Here is a 17284-nt window from a genome sequence, read left to right on the forward strand (position 1 = left end):
TATCCGCGGCCAAGTGGCCTGCCTACGGGCACTTCTTCCAGGCGAAGTGGTAGAGCGTGTTGATGTTTCCGTCCGTCGAGTCCATCGCCATGAGGCTGGTCGTCCTGGTGGGGTCGGAGGTTCCGGCGTCCACGCGCAGCTCGGTGTTGATGTTGAAATACCGCATGGCTCCGCAAGGCGCGTAGACGAGGGCGTCGAGGTCGGTGGTGTCCGAGGTCTGCCAGTCGTCATTGAGCGGACCGGAGAAAGGATGGTTCATGAACGCCGTCTGCGACATGCCCTGGAAGTAGTAGTTGGCCCGCTCCAGGCCGGTCGCGCCGGGTTCCAGGCGGGCGTAGCCGCGGTAGTCGGCCTGGGCGACGGCGTAGGTGAAGCCCTGGGGGACGTGGACGTTGAGGCCGAGCTGGCAGTTCTTGCGGCCGTCCGTCGGCTTGGCGCCGACTCCGGCCTGGGCGACGTAGTTGCTGTAGGAAACGGTGAAGGCGGTGTTGTCCGGTGAGACCGCGACGTTGGCCGTATTGGCCGGACAGCCCGTGCCGTTGACGGACACCACGTCGATCACGATCTTGTCCGGCGGAGGCACTCCGTCCAGCGCCGCCGCGCGCGGCGAGAACGACGTGGCGAGCAGTGCCACGGCCGCACCACACATGATCACCGGTCTGATCACGGAAGACCCCTTCCCTTGCCTTGGGAGTGCCCTGGAGCCGAGCGGAAACGCGCCGCACACCCGGCACCGGGCCGACGGCAGACGTGTCTCCGCCGGCCCGGACCGGAATCACCTCATGAGCCGGGGCGTGCGGTCAGGGGCATTGCTTCCAGGCGAAGTGGTAGAGGGTGTTGACGCTGCCGTCGGTGGAGTCCATCGCCATGTAGCTGGTGGTCGTCGACGGGTCCGACGTCCCGGCGCCCACCCGCAGTTCGGTGTTGACGTTGAGGATCCGCGAGGCGCCGCACGGGGCGTAGACGAGGGAGCTGGAGTCCGTGACGTCGGTGGTCTGCCAGTCGTCGTCGGCGGGGCCGGCGAATCGGTGGCTCACGGCGGTCGTGTTCGACATGCCCTGGAAGTAGTAGCTGGCCTTCTCCAGCCCGATGGCGCCCGGTTCCAGGTGGGCGAAGCCGCGGTAGTCGGCCTCGGCGATCGCGTAGGTGAAGCCCTGGGGGACGTGGATGTTGAGGCCGAGCTGACAGTTCTTGCGGCCGTCCGTCGGTCTGGAGCCGACACCGACCTGGGCGAGGTAGTTGCTGTACGAGACGGTGAAGGCGGTGTTGTCGGACGCGACCGCGACGGCGGCCGTACCGGCGGGGCAACCCGATCCGTTGACCGTCACCACGTCGATCACGACCCTGTCGGGCGGGGGCACCCGCTCGGCGGCCGACGACGGGGTGAACGACGCGGCCACGAGTGCCACCGCCGCCCCGCCGATCACCATTGGTCTGATGGCCGATGGTTTGAACATGGAGACCTCCCACTGCTGCACGGACCCCGCTCGGGGACGCCCATGCCACCACCGGGGGTGGGGCGTGTACAGGTCAAGTTGAGCCGTCCCTGGAACGGCCGGCCCGCCCTGCGCCCCCGCCCCGCCGCGGGTGATCCGCCGTCAGCCGCCGACCGCCATCCGCTCCAGCGCGGCGAGCCGCTGCCGCAGGCCGCCGACCACGCCGGCCGTCCCGGCGGCGCGGCGAGCGGGGCGCAGGCCGGCGTGCGCCGCCAGGAGCGCGATCTCCAGGTCCCTGCCGATCCGGTCCAGCTCCCGCTCCACCGAACGCCGTAGGGATCCCGTCTCGCGGCGCACCGCCGCCGGGACACCGGCCACGAGCGCGCTGAAGCGCTCCCGCACGGCCACCCGGCCGTACGCGGCGGCGCGGCCGATCTGCAACCCGGTCTGGCGATGGTGGAGCACGCCACCGGCCGCCGCCCCCACCCCGGCGCCGAGGAGGGTGCCCAGTCCGCTCGTGAGGACGGCCCCGGCCGCCGCGCCGAGCGCGCCGCCCACCACCATCCCCGTGGGCACCCCGGACGGCTTCCCGCCCCGCGGCCTGCTGCCCGGCGCGGGGGCCGGGCCGTGCACGGCGCCGTCGAGGGACACCGACGGCGGGGCGCCGACCGTGATGCCCTCCACGCCCCGCCGGGCGAGCGCCTGCTCCAGTTCCTGGAACGCCTCCGCGGTCACGCGGTCGATCCGGGCGGCCCGGGCCCGCAGCCCCGGTGCCGCGGCGGCGGCCCAGCCTCCGGTGCCGCGGTCGAGATATCCGGCGACGAGGCTCCGCGCCCGCCCCGGCTCGGACATCTCCTGGCGGTGCCGCTCCAGGAACCCGTCCAGCCGTCGCAGCAGATCCCCCTCCGCGACCCGCAGCGACGCCACGATCTCCCGCTCCGCCGCCGCTGTTTCGGCGTCCACGGCGTGGAGCACCTTCTGGCGCCCGTTCTCCAGCGCCGTACGGGCCTCGGCGGCGCCGTCGGCGGGCCGCGGGCGCGGATCCCCGCCACGTGCGGGCCCGGCGAGCAGCCCGGCGGCGAGGTCGAGCAGGTGGACGGCGCGGTCGTGGAGCAGTTGGGGCGGGACCGGCACCCTTGCGCGCAACCGCTCCTCCAGCGCCACCGCGTCGCGGACGAGCAGGCCGCGCAGCGGTTCGGGGAGGTCCGCGGGATCCTCGGCGCTCCACAGCAGGCAGCCAAGCTCCGCCGGGCTCCGGCCGGTCCACTCCTCGGGACCGGCGTGCAGGACGCGCCGCATCCGCCGGGCCACCAGGGCGAGGTCGTCGTCCCCGGACAGCGTGTCGGCTCCCGTGAGGACGACCAGGACGGTGCCCGGCGGGCGGGCCGCCAGGGCGGCGGCCGCCGCGGCCGCCACGGGGCTGAGCAACTCGGCGCAGCCCAGCGCGAGGACGACGCGGTCCGCGCGCAGCGCCGCCGCGGGATCCGTGTGCAACGCCTCCAGCGGGAGCGTGCGTGGCGCCGACTCCGGTATCCGGGCGCGCAGCTGGGCGGCGAGGGCCGTGCCGTCGGCCTTGGGCGAGGCGCACAGCAGGACCGTCCGGTCGTCCCGGCCCGGCAGCGCGGCGGCGGCCTCGGCCACGGCGGTCCAGCCGTGGCGCGCGGCGGCGCGGGCGATGTCCTCGATGAGGGTCTCCAGATCGGTGACGAGCGCGTGGTGCGTACGGTCCGCCGGACCGGGGGTGTCGGGATCGGCCATCACTTCTCCATCCGGGAGTGGGAGTCGGGTGCCGGGACCCGGGACCGGGCGCGGCGCCGCCCGCCCGGGGCGGCAGCGTGACCGCCCGGGCCGGGCCCGGATCGCGGCGTGGCTACGCGTGCTGGGCGTGCCGGTGTCAGGTGGTCCGGCCCCGCGCGGCCGGCCTGTGCGGGGTGTGGTTCAGGAGGTGCCCTGGCCGTCGCCGTCCAGCTCGTTCGGCGCGGCGCCGTCCTGGGAGCCCTCGGTGGGGGAGGAGGCACGGCGCAGCAGCTTGGTGACCTGACGCGAGAGCTGGCCCATGGCCTGGGTGGCCGGCACCTTCTTCAGGGCGAAGATGGAGGCGACGGAGGTGACGGGCATTCCGCACAGCAGCACGCAGTAACCCGCGTCGCCCCGCTGCACCATCTGATACCCCACCCAGAGATAGGCGACGACCAGAGCGCCGGAAAGACATTGCCCCAGCGCCGTCGTGGCATTTCCCAGGATGACGTCGAGGCGCTGATTGCGGGCCTCCATATTGATGGACCGCATGGCACGCCGCAAATTTCTGGATTTCACATGTTCGAGATTCTTCACCAGTTCCATCAACTGGTCGACAGCGATCGTCGAACCGCCGTTATTTCCCCCGTTGTCCGTCATCAACGCGCCTCGCTCACGTCCACGTCCACGTCCGAGGCCAGCCGCCGAAGTGTACGGGCGATCAGATGGTCCTGGTTGGCCGGGTTCGTCACTTTGCCCACCAGGACGGCGATTTTATGATGCCGGCCCAATTCCGTGTGCTTTTCGGCTGACTGCTCGGCGTCGGTGTACTCGCGGACGATGCCCGCGAGGATGGCGTTCGCCAGCTCCGGGTCGTCCTGGCTGCGCCGCAGCAGTTGTTTCGCCTCGAGGTTGAGCACCTGCTCCTCGGCCATGCCGCGCAGGGTGGAGCAGAACATCGAGCGGAAGACCTGGAGTTCGTGCTCCCGCTGCTTGGCCAGCGCCCGGCGCAGCGCGGTGAAGAAGACCAGGATGGCCAGGGTGGCCCCCGCCGACATCGCCCAGACCCCTATCAGCGGCCATTCCGCGTGGCTCGCGTAGGCGAGCGTGCAGAAAGCCAGGGTCCCCACCGCGGATAGAAAGCTCCCCGTCACCGCCGCGATGCGCAGCCTGGTCAATTCCGGGTGTCTGGCCAGCTCTTCCTGCGGGCCCGCCGGCCCGGCCATCCGTCGGCTCTCTTCTTGCCGCAACGCGGATATGAGAGCCCCGGCGCCTTTGTCGAAGGATCGCGGTCGCGCCACGCGGGGTGCCGAACGTGCCGGTAAGGAGCGGCCTGCCGGATCAATCAGGCTGCGCACGCCAACAGCGAATTCTTTTCTCCGCACGGCGCCCCCCTGAGGTATCTCGAGCGTACCCAACGTAGCAGATCGCCAACCGTTGGTGAAGCTGTGTCGAAAGATTTAGGGGAACGGAAAAGGTGCGCGCCCGTGCGCTCCGGCAAAACGTCGCGGATGGGCGGGATTACTCGGTGGTAGAACGATCAAGTAGCTGTGAAAGAACGATTCTGTAGCGGAAATTCCGGCACCTTCGGACTCCTGTGCCGATCGCGGGAGTTGGGGGCCGATTCACCCTGACAGGCCGAACAGCTGCGTCCAGTAGGTACCCGCCCGGCCGCCGCCGGCAAACCCGACGCCGATGTGGGTGAAGCCCGGATCGAGGATATTGGCCCGGTGCCCCGGACTGTCCATCCAGCCCCGGACGACCTCGGCGGGGGAGCGCTGGCCGCACGCGATGTTCTCGCCGATGCCCCGGTGGGCGCACCCCGCCGCGGCGGCCCGGTCCCAAGGGCGGCTCCCCTCGGGCGAGATGTGCGCGTAGAAGTCGCGCGCGGCCATGTCCGCGGAGTGCGCCTGCGCCGCCGCGCCGAGGCGCCGGTCGTCGGCCAGCGGCGGCAGACCCGCCGAGGCCCGCTCGGCGTTGGTGAGCGCGACGACCTCGGCAGCGGTCCGCGCCAGGCCCGCCGAGCTGAACGGGCTCGCCCATAGAGCCGTCCAATACGTGGTGCCCGAGCGGGAGTCCACGGCGTGGGCGAGGCCCACGGCCGTGAAGGCGGGATCCTGGAGCGGACGCCCGGCCTCCGCCTCGCCCAGGCAGTAATCCAGGAACTCCGCGGGCGTACGGGGCCCGGAGACCAGTTGCTCGGCCATGCCCAGATAGGCGTAGCCGTTGCCGGTGACGCGCTGGAAGACAAAGACGCCGTCGGCTCCCTCGGCGCCGAGGTGCCCCTGGGCCGCCATCGCCGCCGCGTGGCTCCGCGCGGCGGCCGTGAGCCTCGGGTCCACGGTCACCGGCGGTGCTCCGCTGCGCGCCCGCCCCGAATTGACCAGTGCGGCAAGGGGATCGGGGTCGGCCTCCTCCGCGTTCTCGTCCAGCACGTCGACACCGAAGTCGCGGGCGATCCCGGCCAGCCCGTCCGCGTACCCCTGACCGAGCGCGCGCAGCTTCCACTCACCTCCGCGGCGGTAGATCTCCGCGAGCAGCAGGACGGTCTCGCGCGTGGGGCGTGGCGGCGTGAAGCACGCGAGCACGCCCCGGCCGCCGGCCGTCACGGACAGGGCGGGCGTGGGCAGCCGGCCGAGCGGGGTGCCGGGCGTCGCCGGACTGACGACGAGCGTGACCCGGCTCGCTCCCGCCCGCAGCCGCGCGGGATCCACGGTGAGGCCGCCGTCGTGCAGCCGGGCCCCCGGGGCGGAGGGCTGGTTGTAGAAGACGAAGTCGCCGTCCCCCGTGACCTTCCCGGTGTCGTCGGTGATGAGGGCGGAGAGGTCGAAGGGCCCGGAAACCCGGAGGGACACCGGGCCGTGGGGGAGCGGGGTGTTGCCGCCGGGCGTCAACTGGGTCATCGCCGCACCTGTGTCCTCGTCGTTCGTGGAAAGCGCTGGAAGAACGGCCCGCGGGGCGCCGTGGGTTCCCGCGCGGTTCCCGAGCGTGTCCGGGACGCGGGAGAGCCCGCCGGACTCGGTACAGGGGTTGCCCGCCTTGCCGGCCGCGGACCGCTTCCCCCGCGGGCCGTACGTGCGCGGTCGGCTGTCCCGCACGCCCTCCATCCGCCGCTGCCCGTCGCCCGCGGAGCCGGACTTCTGGCCGGCGAAGGAGCCGTGACGTCCCGCGCGCATGCGCCAGGCCCCGCCCGGTCGGTCACCGGGCGGGGCCTGTGCCACAGCGTGCGGGTCAGCCCTCCAGGCCGTACCGGCGCGCGGCCTCCCGGACCGTCTCCGCCTTGACCTCGCCCCGGCGGGCCAGCGCGGCGAGCGCCGCGAGGGCCACCGACTGCGGGTCCACACCGAAGTGGCGGCGGGCCGCCTCGCGGGTGTCGGAGAGGCCGAAGCCGTCCGTGCCGATGGACGTCCAGTCCTGCTCGACCCAGGGGGCGATCTGGTCGGGGACCGCCCGCATCCAGTCGCTGACGGCGAGGACCGGACCCGGCGCGCCGTGCAGCGCCTGGGTCACGTACGGGACCCGGTCCTCGCCCTTGAGCCGCGCCGCGTCACAGGACAGGGCGTCGCGGCGCAGCTCGGTCCAGGAGGGGGCGGACCACACGTCGGCGGCCACCCCCCAGTCGTCGGCCAGCAGCCGCTGGGCGTCCAGGGCCCAGTGGACGGCCGTGCCGGAGGCCAGCAGCGTCAGGCGCGGTGCCTCGGCCGACGCCCCGGCGGCCTCCTTGAAGCGGTAGAGACCCTTGAGGATGCCCTCCTCCACGCCCTCGGGCATGGCCGGCTGGACCTTGGTCTCGTTGTAGACCGTCAGGTAGTAGAAGACGTTCTCGGCCTCGGGGCCGTACATCCGCCGCAGGCCCTCCCGGACGATGACCGCGATCTCGTACGCGAACGCCGGGTCGTAGGAGACCGCCGCCGGGTTGGTCGAGGCGATCAGGTGCGAGTGGCCGTCGGCGTGCTGGAGGCCCTCGCCCGTCATCGTCGTGCGCCCGGCGGTGGCGCCGATGACGAAGCCGCGGCCCAACTGGTCGGCCAGCGCCCAGAACTGATCGGCCGTCCGCTGCCAGCCGAACATCGAGTAGAAGATGTAGAACGGGATCATCGGCTCGCCGTGCGTGGCGTACGACGTGGCGGCCGCCGTGAAGTCGGCCAGCGAACCCGCCTCGGTGATGCCCTCGTTGAGGATCTGACCGTCCTTGGACTCCTTGTAGTAGAGGAGCTGGTCGCGGTCGACGGGGTCGTAGGTCTGGCCGGCCGGGGAGTAGAGGCCGGCCGAGGGAAAGAGCGACTCCATGCCGAAGGTGCGGGCCTCGTCGGGTACGACGGGCACCCAGCGCGGGCCGGTCTCCTTGTCCCGCATGAGGTCCTTGACCAGTCGGACGAACGCCATGGTGGTGGCGATCTCCTGGCGGCCCGAGCCCTTGTGGAGGGCCTCGAAGGGCTTCGCGGAGGGCTCGGGCAGCGGCTTGGCGACGACCTTGCGGGCCGGGGCCGGGCCGCCGAGCGCCGCGCGGCGCTCGCGCAGATAGCGCACCTCGGGGGAGTTCTCGCCGGGGTGGGCGTACGGCACCAGCTCGCCGTCCAGCGCGCTGTCGGGGATGGGGAGGCCGAGCAGATCCCGCATCGCCCGGAACTCCTTCCCCGTGAGCTTCTTCATCTGGTGGTTGGCGTTGCGCGACTCGAAGCCCGGGCCCAGGGTGTAGCCCTTGACAGTCTGCACGAGGATGACGGTCGGCGCGCCCCGGTGCTCGACGGCGGCGCGGTAGGCGGCGTACACCTTGCGCGGCTCGTGACCGGCGCGGGAGGTGCGGAAGAGCTCCAGGAGCTCGGCGTCCGCGAGGCCCGCGCCGATCGTGTGCAGGGGGGAGCCTGGGCCCTCGGCGCCGAAGAAGTGCTCGCGCAGATAGGCCGGATCCACCGTGGCGTACGTCTGGAACTGGGCGTCCGGGACCTCGCGCAGGCGGTTGAGCAGTGCGCCCTCGGTGTCCTTCGCGAAGAGCTTGTCCCAGGCGGTGCCCCACAGCGACTTGACGACGTTCCACCCGGCGGCGCGGAACTGGGCCTCCAGCTCCTGCACGATCTTGAAGTTGGGGCGGACCGGGCCGTCGAGGCGCTGGAGGTTGCAGTTGATGACGAAGGTGAGGTTGTCCAGCCGTTCGCGGCCCGCGAGGGCGAGGGCGGCGGTCGACTCCGGCTCGTCCATCTCGCCGTCGCCGAGGAAGGCCCAGACGTGCGACCGGGAGGTGTCCTTGATGCCGCGGTGCTCCAGATAGCGGTTGAACCGCGCCTGGTAGATGGCGGAGAGCGGGCCCAGGCCCATGGAGACGGTGGGGAACTCCCACAGCCAGGGCAGCCGGCGCGGGTGCGGATAGGAGGGCAGCCCGTCGCCGCCGGCCTCCTGCCGGAAACGGTCGAGCTGATCCTCCGTCAGGCGCCCTTCCAGGAAGGCGCGCGCGTAGATTCCGGGGGAGGCGTGGCCCTGGATGTAGAGCTGGTCGCCGGAGCTGTCCGTCTCCTTGCCGCGGAAGAAGTGCTGGAAGCCGGTCTCGTAGAGCCAGGCCGCCGAGGCGAAGGTCGCCATGTGGCCGCCGAGGCCCGCGCGCTGATTGCCACGGGTGACCATGGCGGCCGCGTTCCAGCGGTTCCACGCGGTGATCCGGGCCTCCAGCTCCTCGTCGCCCGGGTAGGCGGGCTCGGCGGAGGTCGGAATGGTGTTGAGATAAGGGGTCTCCAGGAGCGGGGGGAGGTCCAGCCCGGTCCGCTCGGCGTGTTCGGCCATACGGCGCAGCAGGTACGCCGTCCGGTTGGCTCCCCCGAACCGGGTGGCGGAGTCCAGGGACTCGCGCCACTCGGCGACCTCTGACGGGTCCTTGTCGGGCAGTTGGTCGAGCTGGGACACGGGTGATCCTCTTTCACGATCCCGGGTGGGGACCGGGGGCGCCGCGCGCTGCTGCCGTGGTACCCCCGGCGATGGTGACGCGCGACCAGGCATGCGGGTGGACCGGCCGCCGGGGCCCGCCGGTGAGCCCCGTTAGAACCTTTGATTCCGTGTAGCGGAACCACGTTTCCGTCCGACTCACGCTAGGAGCGGCAAGTTGCTGTAGTCAACATCTACCCACCGGTAATGAACGATGATCGATCATTTTTCCCCGCAGGCCCGCCCGGGCCGTTCTGACCTGTGGGTCAGTCGGCCGCCCGCTCCAGCAGCGCCTCGTAAACGCCCCGGTCATTGGCCGTTACCTCGGGAAAGCCCGTTCCGTACGCGCCGTGCCAGCGTGCCGCGACCCCGGGATTGGCGTGATCTGATCCATCCGGGAGATAGAAGTGCGGGCTGCACTTGACGCCGTGTTCCTTCGCGCAGAGGAAGTCGCGCGCGACGACCGCGCGGGCGCGGCCCTCGGCCAGCCCCTCGGCGATGGGCCGCGGATCGACACCTTCCGTCTCCTCGGCGACGGCCAGCACCACCGCGTACGCCCCGATCGACCGGCTCTCCGCCCAGAAGGCGCGGCGCAACGCCAGATCCAGCCGTTCGGACGCCTCCAGGCTCTGCTCCTTCGCGAGCTGCACCGCCTCCAGGGCCGGCAGCGAGGTGGAGGGGAACTTCCAGTCGGGCGCGCGCCACAGCTGCCAGCCCGCCTCGGGCTCGATGTGGGCCACACCGCCCACCTCCGAGTCCGTGCCGGGCCGGGGGCTCGGACCGTTGTTGAACATCTCCAGCGGGAAGGCGCGGTGGTCCAGCCGGACGCGGTCCTCCAGGCCGAGCCGCTCGCGGGTGGTGTGCAGCCGGTGCATGGCCACGTGCGCGAACGAGCACCAGATGTCGGAGAAGACGGTGATGACCCCGGGGCGGACCTCGTCCTGGGGTGCGGTTGTGGTGGTCATGATGCTCCGATCGGTTCAAGGGCGTAGCCCAGGATGTGCGGTTGCAGCAGGCGCCCGGCCTGCGGATCCTGCCGCCGGAACGCCTCGACGAGGGGCTCGTGGTGCGAGGCGTTGGTGTGCGGCTCGGTGCGCGGCCGGGTGAGGGAGAGCCGCGTCCACAACTCGACGGTCAGCGACTCCCGGTTGGGCAACAGTACGGAATTCCCGGCCGCTTCGACGATCTCCCGGTGAAAAGCGACGCCGTGGCGGACCTGCCCGTCGACGTCCCCGGCCTCGGCCGCGGTGTGCGTCCGGGCCGTGTGCTCCTCCGTGACGGCGGCGCGGTCCGCGAGGCGGGGGAGCGCGAGCTCGGCGGCCAGCCGCTCCAGGGCGCCGCCGCGCACCGGATGTACCTCGCCGAGCCGCCGCGGGGTGAGTTCCCGGACTCCAAGTGCCTTTATTTGGCGATAATTCGACCAGCTGCATCGCCTGGAGATCCCGCAGCGCATCCCGTACGGGCGTCTGGCTCACCCCCAGCTCCCTCGCCACCCGGCGTCGACGATCCGGTCGCCGGGCTGCCACCGCCCCCGCGAGAGATGGCCGAGCAGGGTCCGCCGGACCTGGTCGCTGAGCGGGGCGCGGGTCGGCCGCGCGGTGGGGCCTGTGTGACGGAGCGGCTCCGCGGTCATCGACGTGGTTCTCCCGAACAGCCTTGAGCGATGATCGATCGTCGGTTAACGTACGTTACGACGGGGGTCAATTCGCGGGTGCTTCAAGCCACTTCGCAGACGGGAACCTGACCTCCGGCAAGGCCGGATGCGGGTCCGGCGCCATCCACGCGGTCGACGCGTTTCCCGGTCCAGTGCGATCCCGTCCCGCCATGTCAGCGGAATCCCTGGCCCGTATCCCACCCGGCCGTCGCGAACGCCCGTGCGCCAGCTGCCCGGACGTCCCCGGCGTGCCGTACCGCGGGGCCCACCGGCCCCCCGGCACCTGTCTGTTGCTCACTTGCCGCAGCCTGCGAAGGAGAACCCGTGACCGAGCAGCTTCTCGACCTCACCCAGCACGAGATCGAGGCACTCAAGACCCGTTTCAACCTCGCCGACGCCCACACGCACCAGCAGCAGTCCCCCGGCCAGCAGGAGATCGTCGCCGCTCTGCCCGCCCTGTGGTACGAGGCCGAGACGACCAAACAGGCCGAACTGGAGGACCGCTTCAAGGAGGTCTTCTTCCGGCTGCACGGTCAGAACAGCGTCCGCGCCGAGTCGACCATGCTCTCCTACGCGGCCTCCATATCGACGCTGGTCGCCGGTATGTATCTCAAACGCCACGACATCAGCGTCAGCCTCGTCGAGCCGTGTTTCGACAACCTCCCCGACGTGCTGCACAACGTCGGTGTGCACCCCGTGCCCGTCCCCGAGGACGCCCTGCACGACGCCGACCGCATCTACGAGCGGCTCGCCGCCTCCGTCACCACCGACGCGCTCTTCCTCGTCGACCCCAACAACCCCACCGGGTTCAGCCTGCTCTCCCATGGCCGCAAGGGCTTCGAGGAGGTCATCCGCTTCTGCGTCGACCACGACAAGCTCTTCATCGTCGACCTCTGCTTCGCGGCCTTCGCCCTCGCCGACCCCCGCTTCGGCCGCTTCGACCTCTACGAGCTGCTCGACACCTCCGGCGTCCGCTACATCGCGCTGGAGGACACCGGCAAGACCTGGCCGCTCCAGGACGCCAAGTGCGCCCTGCTCACCTGCAGCCGCGACCTCTACGAGGACGTCTACAACATCCACACCAGTGTGCTGCTCGACGTCTCACCCTTCATCCTCAACTTCCTCGCCCGCTATGTGGAGGACTCCATCGAGGACGGCATGGCATCGGTCCGTGACGTGATCACCCGCAACCGGGAGACCGCGCAGAAGGCCCTCGCCGGCAGCCTCCTGGAGCACATCGAACCGGCCGTCAACGTCAGCGTGGCCTGGTTCCGCATCCAGGACGCGGACATCAAGGCGACCGACCTCCAGCGCCACCTGGCCCGGCACGAGGTGTACGTGCTCCCCGGGACCTACTTCTTCTGGAACGAGCCCGAGCGTGGCGAGTCCTACGTCCGCCTGGCACTGGCCCGTGACCCCGGCGAGTTCCTCGCCTCGGTGACCCGCCTGCGCGAGGCGGTGGACGGCTATGGCGCCTGAGCTGTATCTGGACGCGTCCCTCTTCATGGGGATGCACAGCACCGACCCGTCCGTACGGGCCGCCTGCACGGCCTTCTTCGCGTCCCACCTGGACCGGCCCGTCGTGATGACCTACGAGGAAGTCGGCCGCTGCGACGACTTCGTGTGGCACGCGCCGCGTGAGGTGCAGGACGACTACTACCCCTTCATGGACGTCCTGCACTCCCTGATGCCGATCACCCGGCGTGCCTACACGGACGCCGACCTGGCCGCCGCCGCGGCCCTGCCCGCGGAGACCTCCGGACTGCGGGTGCGCGACAGGCTGCTGCTCGCCTCGGTCGTCGCCACCGGCGGCCGGCTGATCACCGTCAACCCGCGGCTCACCGCCCTGACCGGACTCGGACCCTCCGTGCGGGAGCCCGAACCGGCCGCGGAGCGCGGTGTCTTCCCCGCCGCGCTCGACGAGCTCTACGAGCGGTCCCTGGTCCTGGAGGCCGACCATGCCGCGCTCTGACACAGCCGCGGCGGCCCGGCGGCTGAAGGGCCTGCGCGGCACGCTCGTGCCCCTCGTCACCCCGGTCGACGAGCGGCGCCGGGTGTGCCCGGCGAGCGTCGGGAAGCTGGTGCGGTCCCTGCGCGGGGACGTCACCGGTCTCGTACCGGCCCTGAGCACCGGCGAGGGCTGGACGCTCTCGGCCGGGCAGTGGACCGACATGGTGCGGCTGACCGTCGAGCACGCGGACGGCCTCCCCGTCCTCGCCGGAGCGGCGCTCGGTGACGTCGGCGGCATCCTGGCCCGCGCCCGGCTGGCGGCGGACCTCGGAGCCGACGCGGTCGTCGTGCCCCCGCCGTTCCCCGGCGCCGACGGTGAACGCCGCGGCCTCGTCGACCACTTCGCGGAGATCCTCGACGGCAGCCCGCTGCCGGTCTTCGTCTACCACGAGCACGTGGAGTCCAAGGCGCCGCTCGACATCGACGCGCTGCGGAAGGTCTGCGACCTGCCCGGCATCGTCGGCGTCAAGGACTCCAGCGGCTCGGCCGAGTTCACCCGGCAGCTGCTGGACAACGCCGCGGGAGTGCCCGTCTTCCAGGGCTGGGAACACCTGCTGACCCGGGCGCCCGGCGTACAGGGCTTCGTCGGGCCGCTGGCCAACCTCGAACCCGCGGTCTGCGCCACCGCGCTCGCGCGGGGAGGCGAGGAGGCACAGGCCCGCGTCGACGCGCTGTCCGAGCGCCTGCGGCTGCTGACGGACGACTGGTATCTGCACGTCAAGGCGGAGCTGGTCCGCCGGGGCGTCATCGGCACCGCGCTGCCCGTCAGCTGACCGTACGTGCCGGCGCGGGCGCGCCGCCTTCGCGCGCGCCCGTGCCGGCGCCCATCCGAATCCGTGAATCCGCGATCCGCCGGGAGTCTTCCGTGACCACCACGACCCGTACGGCCGGCAGCCGCCTCTTCGTACTGAACCGTTCCATACCCACCGCCGATGAACTGCGCGAACTGCACGAGCTGGAGGAGCGGCTGATCGTCGGCCGCGCCCGCGAGATCGAGGCGGCCGCCCCGGAGATGGCCGACCGCGCGGCCCTGAGCCGCCGGATGAAGGCGCTGCTCGACGCGGAGAAGGCCGACGCGCCCGAGTTCGAACGCGTCCTGGCCGAGGACCTCGACCGCGAGCAGTTCAAGGAGGTCGTCGCGCAGTTCGCCGTGGACGGCCTGACCGAGTCGGAGTCCTTCCTGCCCATCGTCTGGCGGCTCCCGAAGAAGGCCAAGATGGCGGTCTTCCGGGTGCTCGTCGACGAATTCGGCTGCGGGAACCTCGACCAGGCGCACTTCAACATCTACCGCGACCTGATGACCGAACTGGACATGTCGCTGGAGGTCGGCGACTACCTAGACCGCACCAACGAGGAGACGTTCGCCTACGTCAACACCTTCTTCTGGGCGGCCGCCCGGGCGCCGCGCCCGGAGTATTTCCTGGGCGCGCTGTGCTATCTGGAATCCAGCATCCTCTACGCGTTCCAGTGCTTCGCCGACGCCGCCACCAGGCTCGGCCTGAAGGGTGCCCGCTATTACACCGAGCACCTGCACATCGACAACTTCCACGCCAAGGAACTCCAGGTCGCCATCCGGGAGTTCGACGCCGAGGCCGACCTGCACCCGGCCAAGGTGTGGACGGGGTTCAAGCTCGCCAGCGACGTCATCGGCGGTGCCACCGAGGCAGCCGTCGCCTCAGCGCTGAAGGTGGGCTGAATGCCGGACACGACAGGACCGGCCCCGGTCGAGCAGGAAAGTGTCGAGCGGAGAAGTATCGAGCAGAGCAGTGCCGGGCAAAGCCGTGTCGCGGTCGAGCAGAGCAGTGTCGAGCAGATCGGTGAGAACCGCATCCGGATCCGCGTCGGTGACCGGGAATTCGAAGCCGATTCCCTGTGCCCGCACCGCAAGGGGTTCCTCGCCCACGGCTATGTCAACGCCGCCCGGCTGCGGATCACCTGCCCCCTGCACCACTCGAGCTTCTCCCTGGAGACCGGCGAGGCCGTCACCGGCCCCACCCGCACCCCGCTGTGCGTACGGGAGACCACCGAGCGGTCGCCGGAGCCGGTGAACTGAGGGCTCGGGCCGTACCGGTCGTGCGGAAGCACACACGCGTGCTTCCGCGCGACCGGCACATCACCCATCCGGTCAGTGCGTCAAATGCGCGGGCTCGTGGGTGAGTTCCTCGATGTCGACCCCGGCCTTCTCCAGCAACTGCTCGGCGAGGCCGTACAGCGCGCGGGCCGCCGCGACCTCCTCGCCGACCCGCTGCTGGCCCGGGTCGTCCGGATTCCGGTTGGTGACACCGTGCGCCGTGAAATCCGTGCCGTCGCGCATACGCAGCCGCGCCGCCGCCTGAGTCAGCGGCCCGGCCTCACGGAATTCCAGATCGATGGTGCACTCGACGATCGTCTCCATGGCAGTCACACCTCCAGCGATTCACGTTCCGGCGTCGTCCCGGCCGCTGCCGGGGCCGGTCCGCGCCGTGCTGCTGCGCCGCAGCAGATCGACGACCTCCTCGTCCGATGTCTGGGAGAAGTCCTGATACCACTCGCCGACCGCGAAGAAGACGGCCGGCGTGGACAGACAGATCAGTTCGTCCACCTCCGCGCGTAGTTCCTCGGCCGCGTCCGGCGGGGACACCGGCACCGCCAGCACCACCCGGGCCGCCTCGTGGGCCCGCGCCACCCGGCAGGCCGCCGCCGCGGTCGCGCCCGTCGCGACGCCGTCGTCCACCACGACCGCCGTACGGCCCGCCAGCGGGATCCGCGCCCGTCCGGCACGGAACCGGTCGGCCTGCCGGGCGAGTTCGGCCTCCTCGCGGCGCTGCACCTCCGCGAGGTCGTCCTCGCCCACCCGGCCCATCCGGACGATGCTGTCGTGGACGACCCGCACGCCGTCCTCGCCGATGGCACCGAAGCCCAGCTCCGCATGGCTGGGCACGCCGAGCTTGCGGACCAGGATCACGTCCAGCGGCGCCGCCAGCGCCCTGGCCACCTCGAAGGCCACCGGAACACCCCCGCGGGGAAGCCCGAGCACGACCGTGTTCCCGTCCCGCAGGTGCCCAAGCCGCTCGGCGAGCCGCCGCCCGGCGTCCACGCGATCGCGGAACCTCACGCTGGCCATATATCCAATATGGTCAGCTTTGCCCTGATAGTCCATGGCGGGTCCGGTGCCGCTGAGCGTTCCGCTGAATGCCGCGATGTGCCGTCCGTCGTCCGCGGCCACCGAGGCCCGGCGCGCCCACGCGGCGGGGCCGCACAGCGACGCCTCCCGCGCCCTTCAGGGTGCTGCCGGACCGTGGCGGACCGCACCCGGCGCGCTCAGACGAAAGCCTCCCGGACCCGCGCCGCCACCCGAGCCGCCTCCTCCTGCGACGCGTAGCGCGTGCGCGGCCAGAAGAACCCCCGCAGCCCGTCCTTGCGGTTGCGCGGCACGACATGCACATGGAAATGCGGCACCGACTGGCTGATCCGGTTGTTGGCCGCGACGAACGACCCGGCGGCGCCCATGCCCCGCTCCACGGCCTCCGCCACCCGCTGCACCCGGGTGAAGAACGGCCCGACCTCCCCCACCGGCAGATCGGTGAGTGTCTCGACATGCCGTTTCGGCACGACCAGCACATGCCCGGGGAAGAGCGGCCGGGCGTCCAGGAAGGCCACCGCCGCCTCGTCCTCGAAGACCCGGTGGGCTTCCGCCCCGCCCGCCGCGATGGCACAGAACACACAGTCCACGACGTCGCACCTCGCTGGTGGCGGATCCGGTCCCCCCGGGCAAGGATCATGCCATGCCCCTGCTCGTCGGGACCTCGGGATGGCAGTACAAGGACTGGCGCGGTGACCTCTACCCCGCCGGCCTGCCGCAGCGGCTGTGGCTCGAGGAGTACGCCCGCCACTTCACCACCGTCGAGAACAACAACTCCTTCTACCGCCTGCCCGAGACGGCCACCTTCGCCGACTGGCACGACCGCACGCCCGACGGCTTCGTGATGGCGGTCAAGGCCAGCCGCTATCTGACCCACATCAAGCGGCTGCGCGAACCCGAGGAGCCGGTCGGCCGGCTGATGCGGCGCGCCGCCGGCCTGGGGGAGCGGCTCGGGCCCGTACTGCTCCAGCTGCCGCCCACCCTCCGCGCCGACCCCACTGCCCTGGACACCACGCTCGGCTGCTTCCCCACCGGCACCCGCGTGGCCGTCGAACCCCGCCACGCGTCGTGGTGGACGGACGAGGTACGGGCCGTGCTGGAAGCCCACGGCGCGGCCCTGTGCTGGGCGGACCGCGACTCCCGGCCCGTGACGCCGCTGTGGCGGACGGCGGACTGGGGCTATGTGCGCTTCCACCGCGGCCGGGCCCGGCCCTGGCCGCGCTACGGACGCCAGGCGCTCACCAGCTGGACCCGGCGGATCGCCGGCCAGTGGCCCGACCGGGCCGATGTGTACGCCTACTTCAACAACGACCCCGGCGGAGCGGCCGTCCACGACGCCGCCGTCTTCGCCCGCGCCGCCACCGCGCACGGACGCACCGTGACCCGGACTCCGGACCTCCGCGGCTGAGCGCC

General features: G+C 71.6%; 16 protein-coding genes and 2 pseudogenes. 6 read left to right on the forward strand and 12 right to left on the reverse strand.

Annotation, left to right across the window (positions count from 1 at the left end; genetic code table 11):
- Positions 1-22 precede the first annotated feature (22 nt).
- The 9 genes and pseudogenes from ACH427_RS30430 to ACH427_RS30470 form a co-directional block, all read right to left on the reverse strand.
- Positions 23-649: a DUF4360 domain-containing protein gene (locus tag ACH427_RS30430; RefSeq protein WP_398874780.1), complete on the reverse strand. Its 627-nt coding sequence runs from the start codon at positions 647-649 to the stop codon at positions 23-25.
- 151 nt (positions 650-800) lie between these two features.
- Positions 801-1457, reverse strand: a complete 657-nt coding sequence (locus ACH427_RS30435; protein WP_398874709.1) for a DUF4360 domain-containing protein — start codon at positions 1455-1457, stop codon at positions 801-803.
- Between the two features lie 141 nt (positions 1458-1598).
- Complete coding sequence (locus ACH427_RS30440; protein WP_398874711.1) at positions 1599-3194, reverse strand: hypothetical protein; 1596 nt, start codon at positions 3192-3194, stop codon at positions 1599-1601.
- A gap of 180 nt (positions 3195-3374) precedes the next feature.
- Positions 3375-3833: a hypothetical protein gene (locus ACH427_RS30445; protein ID WP_398874713.1), complete on the reverse strand. Its 459-nt coding sequence runs from the start codon at positions 3831-3833 to the stop codon at positions 3375-3377.
- On the reverse strand, positions 3833-4399 hold the full coding sequence (locus tag ACH427_RS30450) for a hypothetical protein (protein ID WP_398874715.1): 567 nt from the start codon (positions 4397-4399) through the stop codon (positions 3833-3835). The genes ACH427_RS30445 and ACH427_RS30450 overlap by 1 nt, the downstream gene beginning before the upstream one ends.
- 399 nt (positions 4400-4798) lie before the next feature.
- Positions 4799-6076 (reverse strand): CAP domain-containing protein, encoded by a 1278-nt coding sequence (locus ACH427_RS30455; protein ID WP_398874782.1) that lies wholly within the window; start codon positions 6074-6076, stop codon positions 4799-4801.
- A 328-nt stretch (positions 6077-6404) separates the two neighbouring features.
- Complete coding sequence (gene aceE, locus ACH427_RS30460) at positions 6405-9068, reverse strand: pyruvate dehydrogenase (acetyl-transferring), homodimeric type (protein ID WP_398874717.1); 2664 nt, start codon at positions 9066-9068, stop codon at positions 6405-6407.
- A gap of 284 nt (positions 9069-9352) precedes the next feature.
- Positions 9353-10051, reverse strand: a complete 699-nt coding sequence (locus tag ACH427_RS30465; protein ID WP_398874719.1) for a DsbA family protein — start codon at positions 10049-10051, stop codon at positions 9353-9355.
- Positions 10048-10719: pseudogene (locus tag ACH427_RS30470) on the reverse strand (GntR family transcriptional regulator). Before ACH427_RS30470 ends, ACH427_RS30465 begins: the two are co-directional and overlap by 4 nt.
- A 345-nt stretch (positions 10720-11064) precedes the next feature.
- On the opposite strand from ACH427_RS30470, the gene ACH427_RS30475 reads away from it, so the two are divergent.
- The 5 genes from ACH427_RS30475 (at position 11065) to ACH427_RS30495 (ending at position 14803) form a co-directional block, all read left to right on the forward strand.
- Entirely contained in the window at positions 11065-12219 is a 1155-nt protein-coding gene (locus ACH427_RS30475; protein ID WP_398874722.1) for a pyridoxal phosphate-dependent aminotransferase, read from the forward strand.
- The gene (locus tag ACH427_RS30480; protein WP_398874724.1) at positions 12209-12712 is read left to right on the forward strand and encodes a DUF6190 family protein; all 504 of its coding nucleotides are present in this window, start codon (positions 12209-12211) and stop codon (positions 12710-12712) included. The genes ACH427_RS30475 and ACH427_RS30480 overlap by 11 nt, the downstream gene beginning before the upstream one ends.
- Positions 12699-13523 carry a dihydrodipicolinate synthase family protein gene (locus tag ACH427_RS30485; RefSeq protein ID WP_398874726.1) on the forward strand — a complete coding sequence of 275 codons (825 nt, stop codon included), beginning with the start codon at positions 12699-12701 and terminating at the stop codon, positions 13521-13523. The genes ACH427_RS30480 and ACH427_RS30485 overlap by 14 nt, the downstream gene beginning before the upstream one ends.
- A gap of 92 nt (positions 13524-13615) precedes the next feature.
- Complete coding sequence (locus tag ACH427_RS30490) at positions 13616-14446, forward strand: iron-containing redox enzyme family protein (RefSeq protein WP_398874728.1); 831 nt, start codon at positions 13616-13618, stop codon at positions 14444-14446.
- Positions 14447-14803, forward strand: a complete 357-nt coding sequence (locus tag ACH427_RS30495; protein ID WP_398874730.1) for a Rieske (2Fe-2S) protein — start codon at positions 14447-14449, stop codon at positions 14801-14803.
- Between the two features lie 72 nt (positions 14804-14875).
- On the opposite strand, the gene ACH427_RS30500 is transcribed toward ACH427_RS30495, so the two are convergent.
- The 3 genes and pseudogenes from ACH427_RS30500 to ACH427_RS30510 all read right to left on the reverse strand — a co-directional run bounded on the left by ACH427_RS30500 (position 14876) and on the right by ACH427_RS30510 (position 16461).
- A complete protein-coding gene (locus tag ACH427_RS30500; protein WP_398874732.1) occupies positions 14876-15145 on the reverse strand; it encodes a DUF1876 domain-containing protein in 270 nt (89 codons plus the stop codon).
- Between the two features lie 51 nt (positions 15146-15196).
- A pseudogene (locus ACH427_RS30505) lies at positions 15197-15844 on the reverse strand (phosphoribosyltransferase); the annotation flags it as partial.
- 206 nt (positions 15845-16050) lie between these two features.
- The gene (locus tag ACH427_RS30510) at positions 16051-16461 is read right to left on the reverse strand and encodes an HIT family protein (protein ID WP_398874734.1); all 411 of its coding nucleotides are present in this window, start codon (positions 16459-16461) and stop codon (positions 16051-16053) included.
- Between the two features lie 53 nt (positions 16462-16514).
- On the opposite strand from ACH427_RS30510, the gene ACH427_RS30515 reads away from it, so the two are divergent.
- The gene (locus ACH427_RS30515) at positions 16515-17279 is read left to right on the forward strand and encodes a DUF72 domain-containing protein (RefSeq protein WP_398874736.1); all 765 of its coding nucleotides are present in this window, start codon (positions 16515-16517) and stop codon (positions 17277-17279) included.
- Positions 17280-17284: the final 5 nt, after the last annotated feature.

This window comes from Streptomyces sp. NPDC020379 (assembly GCF_044387105.1).
Taxonomy (GTDB): Bacteria; Actinomycetota; Actinomycetes; order Streptomycetales; family Streptomycetaceae; genus Streptomyces.

Coding starts and splice junctions, on each gene's coding strand:
- ACH427_RS30430 (WP_398874780.1), bottom strand. CDS start 649: ATGTGTGGTGCGGCCGTGGCACTGCTCGCCACGTCGTTCTCGCCGCGC.
- ACH427_RS30435 (WP_398874709.1), bottom strand. CDS start 1,457: ATGTTCAAACCATCGGCCATCAGACCAATGGTGATCGGCGGGGCGGCG.
- ACH427_RS30440 (WP_398874711.1), bottom strand. CDS start 3,194: ATGGCCGATCCCGACACCCCCGGTCCGGCGGACCGTACGCACCACGCG.
- ACH427_RS30445 (WP_398874713.1), bottom strand. CDS start 3,833: ATGACGGACAACGGGGGAAATAACGGCGGTTCGACGATCGCTGTCGAC.
- ACH427_RS30450 (WP_398874715.1), bottom strand. CDS start 4,399: ATGGCCGGGCCGGCGGGCCCGCAGGAAGAGCTGGCCAGACACCCGGAA.
- ACH427_RS30455 (WP_398874782.1), bottom strand. CDS start 6,076: ATGACCCAGTTGACGCCCGGCGGCAACACCCCGCTCCCCCACGGCCCG.
- ACH427_RS30465 (WP_398874719.1), bottom strand. CDS start 10,051: ATGACCACCACAACCGCACCCCAGGACGAGGTCCGCCCCGGGGTCATC.
- ACH427_RS30480 (WP_398874724.1), top strand. CDS start 12,209: ATGGCGCCTGAGCTGTATCTGGACGCGTCCCTCTTCATGGGGATGCAC.
- ACH427_RS30485 (WP_398874726.1), top strand. CDS start 12,699: ATGCCGCGCTCTGACACAGCCGCGGCGGCCCGGCGGCTGAAGGGCCTG.
- ACH427_RS30495 (WP_398874730.1), top strand. CDS start 14,447: ATGCCGGACACGACAGGACCGGCCCCGGTCGAGCAGGAAAGTGTCGAG.
- ACH427_RS30500 (WP_398874732.1), bottom strand. CDS start 15,145: ATGGAGACGATCGTCGAGTGCACCATCGATCTGGAATTCCGTGAGGCC.
- ACH427_RS30515 (WP_398874736.1), top strand. CDS start 16,515: ATGCCCCTGCTCGTCGGGACCTCGGGATGGCAGTACAAGGACTGGCGC.